The following is a 12,561-nucleotide window of genomic DNA, read 5'->3' as shown; positions in this document are numbered from 1 at the left end:
TTGGGACATGGCGGACGGGATGAATCGGACCCACAACTTTTACGCCTTCGAATGGCTGACGGGGAAAGTGGCGGATTGCGATCCGAATTTTCCGACCACCCTGTACGCGTGGGACGGCGAGACGCTGGACCTTGGCAATTGCGACACGGCCTATTTCGGCTTCGTCCAGGAAGGCGAGGCGATGCTGGTGACAGCATCCGGACAGTTCAAACTCCAGGCGGGCATGTATTTTTCCGCCAATAATGCGCTCACCGTGACCGGTGGCCGCGGCATTGTGATGGCGCGCGAATACCACCAGGCCTTCTTCATGATCGGTGGGCCGGTCGAACCGCAAGGCCGCCTGAAATACATTGATGGCTGTACCGACAGCCTGCTGGTCGCGCCCGTGAAACTGGGGGCGCCCTGCCTCAACCTGCTCTACTTCCCGCCGGGTATCGACCAGACCCCGCACACCCACCCGTCCGACCGCATCGGCGTGGTCTTCTCCGGACGCGGCGAGTGCGAGACGCCGGAGGGCGTCATTCCGCTCGAGCCGGGCGTGATGTTCCGCATCCCCTTTGAGGGCAATCACAAATTCCGCACCTTCGACACCGAGATGCGGGTCATTGCCTATCACCCGGACAGTGATTTCGGCCCGCAGGACGAAAACCACCCGATGATCAATCGCACGATGGTCGATGGCGTCTCGGCGTCCAAGATCGACGCGATCCGGACCCAATAAGGGCGCGCTTCGAGCGAGACAAAAGGGGCGCCTCCGGGCGCCCTTTTTTGTTCAAGTGCCGACTCCTGCCATTTGCGCGATGTTCTCTTACAACCGTCACCCTGACGAAGGTCAGGGCCCAGATCACAAAGCGTGATGGTGCCCGGCCTGGACGCACTTCGCCCTATGACCTGGGTCCTGACCTTCGTCAGGATGACGGTTGGACAAGGCTGAAAACGTGAGCGCGCATGACCGGCATCACGGATAGCGCTGGAGGCAGGCGATACACTCCGCGCATGGCTCGCCATCCATGCGTCTACATCCTCGCCAGCCAGCGTAACGGCACCCTCTATATCGGTGTGACGGGCAATATCGCGATGCGGATCATGCTGCACAAGGAGGGCAAAGGCTCAGCCTTTACCCGGAAGTACAAGGTCGATCGCCTGGTCTGGTATGAGTTTCATCAGGACTTCGGCTTTGCGATCGAGCGCGAGAAACGACTCAAAAACTGGCACCGCCAGTGGAAGATCAATCTGATCGAGCGCACCAAACCCGGCTGGGAAGACCTTTTCGAGACCATCCAGATGTGGGCCCCGATCGGTTGATCAGAATTCCGCCCGGTCATCCGGAGCGTGTTGCGGGCGCAGCCAGTCGGTGCCGTGATCATCCGGCTTGCCGGTGGTGGCGTCATAGCGGCCCCGGCGCAGATTGCGGCGGCGGTTGATCTCGCTGGCGGCCGGCTTCTTGTCACCATCACCGAGTGCGATCTCGAGATTGCGCAGATCGGCGATCAAGGCGGCCAGCTCGTCCATTTCCATCGCGAAGGGATGGTCCGGCCCCGGCGTCGCGCGATCAAAGGTGACATGCTTTTCGATGACCACAGCGCCCAAGGCGGCCGCAGCGATCGGAGCCATGGCGCCGGGTGAATGATCAGACAGGCCAACCGGCAGACCCAGCGTCTTCTGCAGCGTCGTGATGGCCGACAGGTTGAGATCCTCCCAGGCAGGCGGATAGCTTGCGGCGCAATGCAGGGCGGTCAGATGCGGGCAGCCGCTGCGGGTCAGGGTGGTGACCGCGGTGGTCACCTCGTCGAGATAGCTGGCGCCGGTGGACAGGATCAGGCGCTTGCCGGTCGCGCCCAGGGCTTCGAGAAGCGGTGTGAAGGTCAGGTCGCCCGAAGCGATCTTGTAGCGTTTGACGCCGAGGCTCTCCATCAGCTCAACGGCGTCGAGCGAGAAGGGCGTCGACATGAACTCGACGCCATTGTCCGCGGCACAGGTCATCAGCGGGGCATGCCAGTCGTCGGGCAGGCCGGCATTTCCGAAGGCGGCGAATTTCGGGTTTTCAGTGACAGTTCCGTCGGCACCCTTCACGAAGCGGGCGATCAAGCCCTCGCGGGTCAGCGTCTGGAATTTGACCACATCGGCACCGGCCTTGGCGCTGGCTTCGATATAGCGTTTGGCCTGGTCGAGATCGCCGCCGTGATTGGAGCCGATTTCGGCAATGACATCGATATGGGTCATGGGTCAGGACGCCAGGTCTGTGACGATGGCTTTGAGAACATTGGTTTCGTCGTAGAGGCGGCACAGATGCGCCGTATCGACGGGCCAGTCGCGATCAACCAGTGCCGCATGAAGCGCGCGGACCAGAGCCAGGCCCTCGATGGTATCGACCGAGACATCGAGGTCCGGGCGATGCAGCGGCTCCGGGAAATCGACAGTGTGACAGCGAAAGCGGTCGAGGTGTTCTCGGATGAAGACCGTCACATGCTCGCGGTCGCGCGCGGTCGTCCCGGCCGCCTCGTCCAGCTGGCGCAGGACAGCGGTCTCGACGACCTCGGCGCGCAAACCCTTGGGCAGGTGTCCGGCGCTGGGGCGGGTATATTCGGCCTGATGTTGGCGGTGTTCAGCCACGCAGCGCGCGATAACCGCCGGGTCGCGAAACGGGCTGTCGGAAGTGATACGGATGATGGTCTTGGCCACGGTCTGCTCGGCGACCAGCAGGAAGCGCGACAGCACATCCTCTTCGGAACCGCGGAAAACACGGATGCCCTCGCGCTCGGCCAACGCCACAACGGTGTCATCGTCCGGATTGGTGGTGGTGGCAATCACCAGCTCGTCGACGCCCTCGATATTGCGAAGCTGGCGGCACTGATAGCTGAGCAGCGACACGTCGTCGTGGAGCGGCTTCAGGACTTTGCCGGGCAGCCGGTTTGAGCCGGTGCGGGCCTGGATGACGGCTACGGTTCGGGTCATCTGCTTGTCTCCGTGCTCGGCGGGATTTCGAGGTCTTGCCATGATCGGACCATTCGCGTGGGAGTGTAGGGCGGAAAGGTTGACGGGATATGGCCGGTCAGGTGTTCGCGGCCGGCCAGCATCCGCACCAGCAGGGCGGGGATGTTCAGCCCGGCCAGCGTCATCAGATAGCCAAATCCCCACATGCGCGGATTGATTTCGAGCAGGTAGGCGGGCGCGTCCGGTGTCGGACGCTTGACCTCGACCGCCGCCAGGCCATGCCAGGGCCCGGACGCCTCCAGCACCGCCAGTCCCGCCGCCATCAGCTCGGGATCATCGACCGTTTCGCCGGCAATGGCGACGCCGCCGGTCGGCGGATTTGTCTGCAGTTTGCGGTGCAGGGTGGAGACGATCAGGTCGCCGCGATTCCACAGCGAACCGATGGTGTAGACGGTCTCGGCGCCGCCGGGGATCAGCTGCTGGACGACACACGGGCCGTGCGCTGCCGCCGTCTCCCGCCACATTGACGTCAGTGCGTCGGCATTGCCCGGATAGCCAACACCTCGGGCACCGCGCGATGTGCGGGGTTTGACGACACAGGGAAAGCCGCCAGACCAATCGGCCAGGTCGTCAACGCAGCTGGGTTGAAGGGTCTGCGGATGCGGCAGGCCGACGTGTTTGACACGCTCGAGCAACAGGCCCTTGTCGATCCCGAAGGCGACCACATCCGGCTCGGCGACCGGGACGCGCAGACCGGCCTTTGTCCATTCACGGGCGACCGGTGCCAGGGCGGCGATTTCCGCTTCGGACCCGGGGATGATGATGTCGAGCTTGCGGTCGGTGCAGATCTCTCTGACGGCAGCCCGATAGGCCTCGGGGTCGGAGGCCGAGGGCAGGACCACGCTCGGCGTACCCGGTTCGAACATGCCGCCGGCCAGCGGGTTGATGTCGGCGGCGACCAGATTGAGGTCGGCGTCAGCCAGGCGCAGGGAGCGCAACGTCCCCAGACCGGGCGGCGCTCCGACGCCGGTGACCAGGATGCCGGTTGTCAGGGATGCAAGGCTCATGAGGCTCGCCACTGGTCGAGCGACCGGCCGAGCAGGTCTTCAAGAGCGGCGATTTCAGGCTCGAAGCGGGCCTGCAGCAGGGCGCGCGTTTCGCTCTGCATGGGGGGAATCGACACGGCGTCCTCCTGGATCGGTGGATAGACGCCGTCGGCGCTGGTGGCGCCGGACACGCCAGATACCGGGGCGACAAGTTCGGCATGGAGCTGTTCGAAACTGTCCGCGTCCCGGTGGTCATGAGCACCCTCGAGGATGGGCATTTTCGAGCGCGGAATGCCGCCGGTATTGAAGCGTTGCTCGACGGTGACCGGTGCATCGGCGTCGATCTCGAGAAACTCGAAAATCCGCCGCACGGTGCCGGGGCCGTCTTGATCGAGCTCGTCCTGAAGCAGGACCAGCATATTGGCAAAACGGTCGCGGTACTGGCGCAGGCGAGCGGCATAACGACCGGTATCGGCATAGAGCCACTGAAAGCCCCAATTGGCCGCGATGCGCCGCGGCTCGTCGGCGAGTGCCTTTTCGAACGAGTAGAATTCGGCATCGCGGCGGACATTCTGGAGGTAGTGCGACCAGGTGCGGTCGACCGGGTTCCTCAGGATGGCAATGATCCGGGTATCGGGTCCGCAAAAGGTCATTACCCGTCGGGCGGCGATGGGCGCGTAGGCGTAATAATCCGGTGAGACGTCACCGATCCGGGCCTGCCCCTCATGACCGGCAAACAGCGCCTGATAGTCGCTGACATCCGGCGCCGTGTCGAAATGATAGAAGTCCGGCCAGTAGACCGATCCATCCCCGACACCGGAGAAGAAGCGCCCTTCCTTGCGGATTTTCGACAGGAACACGTCCGGATGCTGGTTGAGATAGTGATAGAGGGAGGTGGTGCCGGATTTCGGCGCGCCGATGACCAGGAAGTTCGGCCAGACCTGCGCGGGCGCCTCGAACGCCTCGCCATTGGGTCGAGTATCGCGCCTCATTGTCCGGACTTGCCCCTCTTGCGCGCGGTCGCGCCGAATCACCCGCCTGATCGAGACCCAATGAACGGGCTCAGTCTTAAAAAATCACTGAATTTCTCAGGTCCCGGCGGTGATGAGGGCGGCCAGGTGGGTGGCGACGCGTCGGGCTCCGCCGCCGTCCACCAGGGCCTGGCCGGTTCGGGCCATGTCCTGTCGTCCGGCTTGATCTGAAACAAGCCTGGCCAGTGCCGTGTCGAACTGCTGGTCGAAACCGGGGTCTGCCGGATCCAGACTGATGCCGAGGCCCGCGCTTTCAAAATGACCGGCCCGCTCGAACTGATTGGCGGCGATAGGCAGACACAGGCTCGGCAGGCCGGTCGCTGCCGCCTCGTGCAAGCTCGTTCCGCCAGCCAGAATTCCGATATCGGCTCTTCGCATGGCTTCGGTCAGAGGCGGGATCGGACCATTGCCGACGGGGCCGCGCCCATCGACCTCGATTGCCGGAAAGCCTTGCGCCAGGCGGTCCCGGATGCGTGCCAGAAGCGGGCTGTCAGTGCCGCCCAGCGACAGCAGGACCCGCCGGGCTGTCGCCGCGACGGGGCGTGGCGGCAGCGCCTCGCATGAGGCGGGAAGCAACAGGTATTTCGGGCCACTCAAGGTTGGCGCCCCGGATGGCGACATGCCCGGCAGGAAGCCTTGCCTGATATGCAGGTCAGGGACTGCATCCTGCAGGAAATTGCCGACCAGGCTGACGTGCACGCCGTTTGCCCTCAGGCTGTGGACACGCTGCGGGTCGGTGCGGTGCCAGTCGGCGACAAGATGGTGGATGTTGCGGGCGGTCAGCGCGTCGGCCAGCTGTTCGTCATTGTCCAGTTGCACGGGCTCGACCGCATGCGACAGGCCGGCGGGCAAATGCTGAGGCGTTGTCGTCAACCAGGCAATTCCGGCACCGATCTCAGCCAGCGCATTGGCCAGCGCGCCGCAGCGCATGACGTGTCCGAGGCCAATCAGCTTCGAGCCATCCGCCCGAATGGCGATTTTGAAGGGGCGCGCCATTACGTCCTTGCCCGGGGCTGTGTCACGGATTGGTGGCGCGCGCGGGACGCGAGGGGCTCGACAAGTCCGGCCGGTGTCATGGTTCCTGACCGGCTGCCGGATCGGTCCCGGCCCATTCGATCAAGTCGAGCTGAAGCGGTTCGCCGCGCTTGATGTCGCGCGAGGCCGGGCGCCCGATAATCTTTTCGTACCAGCTTGGTGCCAAGCCGTGCCCGGGGCGGATTGAGCGCACGTTGTCCGCGGTCAGGCATTGGCCGGCTGCGATGTCGGTAACCGCGTAAAGCGAGCGTCGATAGGTGACCGAGCCCGCTTCGCTCTGGGCTGTGCCAAAGCGCACACTGCCCAGCGCGTGGAAAGCCGCATGGCAGTCTTGCACCAGGCGTCTCATTTCGTCCGGCTCAAGTGAAAACTCACTGTCAGGACCGCCATCCGCGCGGGACAGGGTGAAGTGTTTTTCAATGACCCGTGCGCCGAGGGCGACTGCGGCGACGGCACAGGCCGTGCCGGGCGTATGGTCGGACAGGCCGGCAATGACATCAAAGGCCGCGCCGAGATGGGGGATGGTGCGCAGATCGGCCTGGTCGATTGGCGCCGGATAGGCCGACAGGCAGTGCAGCAGGGCGAGGCCGGTCGCGCCATTCTCGCGGGCGGTGCGGACGGCGGCATCGATCTCGCCAAGGTTGGCCATGCCGGTGGAGATGATCATCGGCTTGCCGGTCTGCGCCACCCGGGCGATCAGCGGCAGGTCGACGGCCTCGAAACTGGCAATCTTGTAGGCCGGGGCTTTCAGGTCCTCGAGCAGGTCGACGGCGGTGAAGTCGAAGGGCGTGGAGAAGATCGGAACACCGCAGGCCCGGGCCTTGGCGAACAGCGCCCCGTGCCACTCAAAGGGCGTTCCCGCTTCCTTGTAGAGGTCGTAGAGCGTACGTCCCGCCCACGGACCGCTCTCGAGGACAAAGCCGGGACCGTCATGATCCATCGTGATCGTGTCGGCGGTATAGGTCTGGATCTTGATCGCATCCGCACCACACGCCGCGGCGGCCTCGATGGTCTCCAGCGCCCGGTCGATGCGACCGAGATGATTGGCCGAAACTTCGGCAATCACGAGCGGAGGATGGTCCGGCCCGATCGGGCGCCCGGCGATCTCGAAACCGGTCTTGTCCTGGGTCATGCTCTCAATCCGTCGTTTCGAGGGGTGGCTGCTTGGGCAGGTTGCCGCGTTCCAGTTCAAGGCAGACCGCCGCGACCATTTTGCCGTCGCGCTCGACCCTGGCTTCGATCCGTCCGGTCTCCCGGAAGCCGAATTTCCGGTGCAGACCTATGACCATCTGGTTGAATTCCAGCACTTCGCAGCGCAAGCGGTCAAATTTCAATTCGTCGAAGATGCGGTGCAGGACGAGGCGTTCCACCCGCGTGCCGATGCCGCGCCCTGTCAGGCCTTCCTCACCGATATAAAAGGCCCAGCTGGCCGATTTCCCGACCGGGTCGATCTCGCTGATCAGGACCACGCCGATATCCTCGCCGTCGCACTGGATCACCCAGAGTTCGCGCGTCGGGTCGCACTGCGCCGCCTCGAGCCAGTTTTCGTGCTCGGCTTTCTTGATCTTGTGATCGGTGTACATGTTCTGCCGGACGTGCGGCTTGTTGCGCCAGGCCCGGATTCGGCTCTTGTCGGCGCTATCGGCCGGGCGAATGGCAACAGGTCCGTCCCTGATCGGGGCTGCAGGTTTTTCAGTCATGGTTTCGGGTCTCCGGTCGATTGCCGTTCACCAGTTCCAGCAGGGCTCTGCCGACGCGCTCGGCGCCTTTTCCGTCGCAAACGGATGCGGCGGTCTTGGAAAGTGCGGCGCAGCGCTCGGGCGTCATCCGGGCCAGCAGTCCGGGCAGCTCGTTCTCGACGGCATCGATCGTGTCGATGGCGAGCAGCGCGCCTGTTCGGGCCAAGTATAACGTGGCCGGCCGCTGATTGGCGGCAAGAATGATCGCGACGCTCGGTAATCCGAGCACGCAGCGCTCCAGCGCCGTGCCGCCGCCGGCGCCGATGGCGATGTCGGCTTGTGACATGCGCCGGGCCATGTCGTCGACATCAATGCCGAGTTCAAGCCGGGGCTGGGAGGCTGCGAGCGTGCGGAGGGCGGGGAGGCTGGGCGCGCGCGGTCCGAGGATGATCTCGACCGTCGCGTCGGGCAGCGCATTGACGACCAGGCGCGCAATGCGTTCGGAAATCCCGCCGATATCGGTCAGCCCCATGGAAACAAGGACATGCCGGGGCGGGGCAATTTGCCGGGCGCGGCGCGCCAGACTGTCCGCCCGGGCCGCGGCGAATTCGTCGCGCAGAAGGGCAAAGCCGGGGCCGGCGAGGACACGGCAATCCGGCGGTACGCGGCCACGATACAGGTCTGCGCTGCGCCCGGCGCCGGGATCGACCAGCAGGTCGCAATTATGGTGGCGACCGTCAAGGTCTTCGATTGCCACGACCGCGCCAGCCCTGGCGCGAAGAGCGACCTCGTCGGAAGCGTCGGAGCTGTAAAGATCAACGAAGACGGCATCCGCCCGCGCCGGCCAGCCGTCCGGCAGCGGCAAATCTCTGTTGCCATGTGCGTCGAGAACCGCAAATCCCGACCGTGCGAGGGCGGGTACCAGGTCCGCGCTGCCCGGCGCGCAGGCGAATGCGACCCGGCAGTCTTGCGCGGCCAGCCAGCGCGCCAGGGAAAGACAACGCATGATGTGCCCGCCGCCGAGGTCGGCAAAGGCGTCGGCGCGGATCATGATGTGCGGTGGCGTGTGTGTCATGGCAATCGGGTCAGGGTGAGTGGCCAGCCTGCGCCTGCCCGGTTAATGCGTCGTTAGGTGTAACGGGCAAACTTGAAGCGAGTGCGCGAAAGGATATTCATGACGCTCGCCATTATCGTCCAGGCCCGGGCCGGCTCCTCGCGATTGCCGGGCAAGGTGCTCGAGCCGCTGGGGGCGGCCAGTGTGTTGGCCCGCGTGCTGGCGCGATGTCGTCGGCTGGAGGGGCTGGACGACCTTGTTTGCGCCGTTCCCGACAGCGCTGGCAATGATGCGGTGGCGGCCGAGGCGAAAGCCTGCGGCGCGCATGTGGTGCGGGGCAGCGAGACTGACGTGCTCTCGCGCTATGCCGATGCAGCGAGGGCCGTCGGGGCGGATGAGGTCGTCCGCGTGACCAGCGACTGTCCCTTCTTCGACCCGGAAGTGTGCCGCCAGGTGGTGGCGCTGCTGCGTGAGTCCGGTGCCGATTACGCCAACAATACGATGATTGCCGGATTCCCCCAGGGACTCGATTGCGAAGCCTTCCCGGCCGAGCTGCTCTTCAAGGCCGAGCGTCAAGCCAAAGCCCCGGCCAACCGGGAGCATGTCACCGCCTGGATGCGGCGCCAGCATGCCGTGAGCATGGCCTGTTTGCGCGGGCCGGGCGGCGATGCCGGGGCATTGCGCTGGACGCTGGACTATCCTGAAGACCTGGACTTCTGTCGCGCTGTTTTCGAGCGGCTGGGCGACGCCCGGGCTGCATGGGTCGACTACCCGAAACTGGCTGCACTTTGCCGATCCACGCCCGAACTTGCCGCGATCAATGCGGCCCATGCCGATCCGTCCCGCGCCAGCGTCGCTGCGGCGGCATCCATCGTGCGCGACTACACTTTTCCTCAGGCGGACTAGCTGGCCAGCTCTTGCGAGAGAGCCTTGGCGACCTGGTCCATCGTATTGGACCAGTCCTGAAAGCCGGTGCCGAAAAAGGAGCGGGACTGCGGATACCAGTGTTGGTGGCGGGTGCCCAGCAGCGTCCAGGCGCTGGAGCGCGAGTGAACAAACCAGACTTTTCCGCCACACGCCGCAGCCAGGTTACTGGTCGCATTCATGGGGCCGATGACAAGATCGCAGGCCGAGGCATAGGCGGCGACACCGTCAAGGTCCAATTTAAGGTCGAGGCCCTGCGGTTGATGGATGTTTACGCCAAAGCGGTCCCTGGCGACGGCCAGTTCTTCGTCAACTTCTCCGTATTGCAGGTTGATGAAGTCAACACCGCTGGTCTTGAGTACGGGGGCCCAGGCATCGAAGGACGAGAAAAACTTCGAGCGCTTGACGTCCATTTTCAGGGACTTCCAGAGAATGCCGACTTTCAGGCCGTCGCCAAACCCATCCATCTGTTGGCGGTAGCTTGATTGAAGGTCGGGGTCGGCAACCAGAAAGTGGGTGTCCGGGAAATCGGCAATATCGTTTCGGAAAGCGCGAAGCGGCGTGGCCATCGGCGTCCAGAAATCGGCGCCGTCTTCAAGCTTTAGGGCGACGCGAACGTCCCGGCCCTCGATGGTTGCTGACAGGTGGTTCCCCACGACGGCTGTGGGAAAAGAGCGCTTGACCAATGATCTCAGGCGTTGTTCGCAAGCAATGCGCAATTCGCCGTCCGGACCGAGGGCTTCCAGGAGGTCCGGAACAGTGTTCATGAACAATACCTCGTCGCCCAGGCCCTGTTCCCCGACGAGGACAAGTGTCTTTCCACGCAGTCTCCCGGGGTCTGTGCCGTCCCAGTAAGGCGCCTTCATCGTAAAAAGCGTGGCCTGCGCGCGATTGGGGTCGAGCCGACTCTCACCGGCTGCCCAACCTTCCGCCAGGCGACCTGCCGACAAAAGGGCCATGGACCGGCCATGTCGCATCGTCGCCTCTTCCATCGCGTCGGCGGGGTCCTTGAGCGCTTCATCGTAATGCGGGAGCGCCAGCAAGGGCTGGCCCAACAACTCGTGGATGTTGGCCATGTTATTGTGGGCCCGGCCATAATCCGGTTTAAGGCGTAGCGCTTCCAGATAGAATGTTCTGGCCTCCTCGGGCTCGCCCTTGTCGCTCAGAACCGTGCCCATCGAGTTCCAGAGCTCGTAGTCGTCCTGATGCGCATAGATCGCCGTCCGGAGGATTTCGATCGCTTCCTCAAACTTCCCGGCATCACGCAAGACACCGCCCAGATTGATCGCCGCATCGACCGCCGCGGGGGCGAGCTTGTATTGAAGCCGATAGAATTTCTCGGCGGCCTCGAGCATGTTCAGCTTCCAGGCGACCAGGCCAAGCTTCTGGTAAATTTCCGCATCGCTCGGATCGATTTTCCAGGCGACCTCGAAAAAGTCGAGCGCGCGTGAAAGACGGCCCAGATTATACAGCATCAAACCGAGGACATGATTGGTCAGGGCCATGTCGGGGGCGAGGAGATAGGCCTTGTGGGCTAATCGCGCAGCGCCAACATTATCCCCCTCGGCAGAAGATTTCATGGCCCGCTTGGCCAGCGCCGCCACCTTCTGGAAGACGCGGCGACGATCTGCCGGTACGCGTTCGACATGGGCATCGACCCGTACCGCCTGCTTCCCGATCTGAGCCGAGTCACGGGCTTCATTCTTTTCAACTTCTGCCTCGGCGGAAATTTCCGCTTCAAGGTCGAGCTTGCTGGCTTGTTGCATGGGTCTGAGTCCTGCCTCGATTCTATCGTGCAGGGCAGGAGATTCGCTTTAAGAACTCGCTAATAACCGATGACTGGTTCCATTCGGCCCGGAAACCATTTCTTCACCCCGTATTGCGAACCTGTACGCAGCGAACCTCGGTGTTCGCGTCAATTGTCGACCGGAGGGACCCCATGCCGCTCAAAATCTCGCTCAAGCCCGGCGAGAAGTTTGTCCTCAACGGAGCCGTCATCGAGAATGGCGACCGTCGGGCCAATCTTGTGCTGCAGAACAAGGCGTCAGTCCTGCGGGAGAAAGACATTCTCCACGCCGAGGACGTCGATACGCCGGTCAAGCGGATCTATTTTCCGATCATGATGATGTATCTGTCCGACCGGGCAGACGACAAACTCTACGATGAATTCGTGTTGCGAATGAACGAGTTCATGGGCGTGGTTTCGGACCCGCAAACTCTGGGTCTGTGCGTGAATGTCAGTCGTGATGTGATGGCGAGCGAGCATTACAAGGCGCTGCTCGGGTGCCGCAAGCTGATGACTTATGAAGCCGAGAGACTGAGCTGATGTCCCTTCAAGCCTATCAGAAATCTGCCGCAAGGGCGGAAGATCCCCGTGCGACCGAGTACCGGCTGTTTGCCCAGGTCACGCGTTCCCTCATGAACGCCAAGTCACTACCCATCGAATCCCTCCAGGACCGGGCCCAGGCGATCGACTGGAACCGCCGTGTCTGGAGCAATCTGGCGCTGGATTGTGCCAGCCAGGACAACAAGCTGCCTGAGGCATTGCGCGCCGCGATCATCTCGCTTTCGATTTTCGTGTCCAAGCAGGGCAGCCACGCCATGCGAAATCCGGAGGCGATCGACGATCTGGTCGATATCAACCGGACGGTGATGCAAGGACTGATGCCGCAGGCTGCCGCGGGTGCGGAGCAAGCGGTGGGGTAACAATTGCCGACACGGCAATAACGGCAGGCAGAATCAGGCACCCTCTCCCGAGGGTGCCTTTTTTAATATCTTAAATCTCTGAAAAGCCACGCTTATCCGGCGTCCATGCGCGGCATGGCGCTTGCGATGCCATGTGCGGGCAAAACGCCCGC

Annotated in this window: 14 protein-coding genes; 5 read left to right on the top strand and 9 right to left on the bottom strand. The window is 63.5% G+C overall.

Annotated features, from left to right (window positions below; all coding sequences use genetic code 11):
• Nucleotides 1–19 precede the first annotated feature (19 nt).
• Both MMAR10_RS10260 and MMAR10_RS10255 read left to right on the top strand, forming a co-directional pair.
• Complete coding sequence (locus MMAR10_RS10260; protein ID WP_233353821.1) at nt 20–721, top strand: cupin domain-containing protein; 702 nt, start codon at nt 20–22, stop codon at nt 719–721.
• Between the two features lie 275 nt (nt 722–996).
• The gene (locus MMAR10_RS10255) at nt 997–1,305 is read left to right on the top strand and encodes a GIY-YIG nuclease family protein (RefSeq protein WP_041636929.1); all 309 of its coding nucleotides are present in this window, start codon (nt 997–999) and stop codon (nt 1,303–1,305) included.
• On the opposite strand, the gene MMAR10_RS10250 is transcribed toward MMAR10_RS10255, so the two are convergent.
• The 8 genes from MMAR10_RS10250 to pseG form a co-directional block, all read right to left on the bottom strand.
• The gene (locus tag MMAR10_RS10250; protein ID WP_011643911.1) at nt 1,306–2,223 is read right to left on the bottom strand and encodes an N-acetylneuraminate synthase family protein; all 918 of its coding nucleotides are present in this window, start codon (nt 2,221–2,223) and stop codon (nt 1,306–1,308) included. It lies immediately after the preceding gene.
• A 3-nt stretch (nt 2,224–2,226) separates the two neighbouring features.
• Nucleotides 2,227–2,955: a cytidylyltransferase domain-containing protein gene (locus tag MMAR10_RS10245; RefSeq protein ID WP_011643910.1), complete on the bottom strand. Its 729-nt coding sequence runs from the start codon at nt 2,953–2,955 to the stop codon at nt 2,227–2,229.
• A complete protein-coding gene (locus MMAR10_RS10240) occupies nt 2,952–4,001 on the bottom strand; it encodes an ATP-grasp domain-containing protein (protein ID WP_011643909.1) in 1,050 nt (349 codons plus the stop codon). Before MMAR10_RS10240 ends, MMAR10_RS10245 begins: the two co-directional genes overlap by 4 nt.
• Entirely contained in the window at nt 3,998–4,972 is a 975-nt protein-coding gene (locus tag MMAR10_RS10235) for a sulfotransferase family protein (protein ID WP_011643908.1), read from the bottom strand. Before MMAR10_RS10235 ends, MMAR10_RS10240 begins: the two co-directional genes overlap by 4 nt.
• Before the next feature lie 96 nt (nt 4,973–5,068).
• Nucleotides 5,069–6,007 carry a spore coat polysaccharide biosynthesis glycosyltransferase-like protein gene (locus MMAR10_RS10230; protein ID WP_011643907.1) on the bottom strand — a complete coding sequence of 313 codons (939 nt, stop codon included), beginning with the start codon at nt 6,005–6,007 and terminating at the stop codon, nt 5,069–5,071.
• A 76-nt stretch (nt 6,008–6,083) separates the two neighbouring features.
• Nucleotides 6,084–7,178: a pseudaminic acid synthase gene (gene pseI / locus MMAR10_RS10225; RefSeq protein ID WP_011643906.1), complete on the bottom strand. Its 1,095-nt coding sequence runs from the start codon at nt 7,176–7,178 to the stop codon at nt 6,084–6,086.
• Between the two features lie 4 nt (nt 7,179–7,182).
• Nucleotides 7,183–7,746 (bottom strand): UDP-4-amino-4,6-dideoxy-N-acetyl-beta-L-altrosamine N-acetyltransferase, encoded by a 564-nt coding sequence (pseH, locus tag MMAR10_RS10220; protein WP_011643905.1) that lies wholly within the window; start codon nt 7,744–7,746, stop codon nt 7,183–7,185.
• Nucleotides 7,739–8,800 carry a UDP-2,4-diacetamido-2,4,6-trideoxy-beta-L-altropyranose hydrolase gene (pseG, locus tag MMAR10_RS10215; RefSeq protein WP_011643904.1) on the bottom strand — a complete coding sequence of 354 codons (1,062 nt, stop codon included), beginning with the start codon at nt 8,798–8,800 and terminating at the stop codon, nt 7,739–7,741. Before pseG ends, pseH begins: the two co-directional genes overlap by 8 nt.
• Nucleotides 8,801–8,899: 99 nt before the next feature.
• Here pseG and MMAR10_RS10210 point away from each other — a divergent pair, with 99 nt between their 5' ends.
• Nucleotides 8,900–9,685 carry a cytidylyltransferase domain-containing protein gene (locus tag MMAR10_RS10210; RefSeq protein ID WP_011643903.1) on the top strand — a complete coding sequence of 262 codons (786 nt, stop codon included), beginning with the start codon at nt 8,900–8,902 and terminating at the stop codon, nt 9,683–9,685.
• Here MMAR10_RS10210 and MMAR10_RS10205 read toward each other — a convergent pair.
• A complete protein-coding gene (locus tag MMAR10_RS10205) occupies nt 9,682–11,469 on the bottom strand; it encodes a tetratricopeptide repeat protein (protein WP_011643902.1) in 1,788 nt (595 codons plus the stop codon). The two genes, MMAR10_RS10210 and MMAR10_RS10205, sit on opposite strands and share 4 nt — an antisense overlap.
• A gap of 173 nt (nt 11,470–11,642) precedes the next feature.
• On the opposite strand from MMAR10_RS10205, the gene flbT reads away from it, so the two are divergent.
• Entirely contained in the window at nt 11,643–12,029 is a 387-nt protein-coding gene (gene flbT / locus MMAR10_RS10200; protein ID WP_011643901.1) for a flagellar biosynthesis repressor FlbT, read from the top strand.
• Nucleotides 12,029–12,409 (top strand): flagellar biosynthesis regulator FlaF, encoded by a 381-nt coding sequence (gene flaF / locus MMAR10_RS10195; RefSeq protein WP_011643900.1) that lies wholly within the window; start codon nt 12,029–12,031, stop codon nt 12,407–12,409. The genes flbT and flaF overlap by 1 nt, the downstream gene beginning before the upstream one ends.
• The last annotated feature ends 152 nt before the right edge of the window (nt 12,410–12,561 follow it).

This window comes from Maricaulis maris MCS10, from assembly GCF_000014745.1.
Lineage (GTDB): Bacteria > Pseudomonadota > Alphaproteobacteria > Caulobacterales > Maricaulaceae > Maricaulis > Maricaulis maris_A.
Note: the sequence above shows the minus strand (reverse complement) of the source record. Positions and strands in the feature narration are given on the sequence as shown.

What these genes read in the sequence shown, in the direction of transcription:
- MMAR10_RS10250 (WP_011643911.1), bottom strand. Translation starts at nt 2,223, where the DNA reads ATGACCCATATCGATGTCATTGCCGAAATCGGCTCCAATCACGGCGGC.
- pseI (WP_011643906.1), bottom strand. Translation starts at nt 7,178, where the DNA reads ATGACCCAGGACAAGACCGGTTTCGAGATCGCCGGGCGCCCGATCGGG.
- pseG (WP_011643904.1), bottom strand. Translation starts at nt 8,800, where the DNA reads ATGACACACACGCCACCGCACATCATGATCCGCGCCGACGCCTTTGCC.
- MMAR10_RS10230 (WP_011643907.1), bottom strand. Translation starts at nt 6,007, where the DNA reads ATGGCGCGCCCCTTCAAAATCGCCATTCGGGCGGATGGCTCGAAGCTG.
- flbT (WP_011643901.1), top strand. Translation starts at nt 11,643, where the DNA reads ATGCCGCTCAAAATCTCGCTCAAGCCCGGCGAGAAGTTTGTCCTCAAC.
- MMAR10_RS10205 (WP_011643902.1), bottom strand. Translation starts at nt 11,469, where the DNA reads ATGCAACAAGCCAGCAAGCTCGACCTTGAAGCGGAAATTTCCGCCGAG.
- MMAR10_RS10260 (WP_233353821.1), top strand. Translation starts at nt 20, where the DNA reads ATGAATCGGACCCACAACTTTTACGCCTTCGAATGGCTGACGGGGAAA.
- flaF (WP_011643900.1), top strand. Translation starts at nt 12,029, where the DNA reads ATGTCCCTTCAAGCCTATCAGAAATCTGCCGCAAGGGCGGAAGATCCC.
- MMAR10_RS10255 (WP_041636929.1), top strand. Translation starts at nt 997, where the DNA reads ATGGCTCGCCATCCATGCGTCTACATCCTCGCCAGCCAGCGTAACGGC.
- pseH (WP_011643905.1), bottom strand. Translation starts at nt 7,746, where the DNA reads ATGACTGAAAAACCTGCAGCCCCGATCAGGGACGGACCTGTTGCCATT.
- MMAR10_RS10245 (WP_011643910.1), bottom strand. Translation starts at nt 2,955, where the DNA reads ATGACCCGAACCGTAGCCGTCATCCAGGCCCGCACCGGCTCAAACCGG.
- MMAR10_RS10210 (WP_011643903.1), top strand. Translation starts at nt 8,900, where the DNA reads ATGACGCTCGCCATTATCGTCCAGGCCCGGGCCGGCTCCTCGCGATTG.
- MMAR10_RS10240 (WP_011643909.1), bottom strand. Translation starts at nt 4,001, where the DNA reads ATGAGCCTTGCATCCCTGACAACCGGCATCCTGGTCACCGGCGTCGGA.
- MMAR10_RS10235 (WP_011643908.1), bottom strand. Translation starts at nt 4,972, where the DNA reads ATGAGGCGCGATACTCGACCCAATGGCGAGGCGTTCGAGGCGCCCGCG.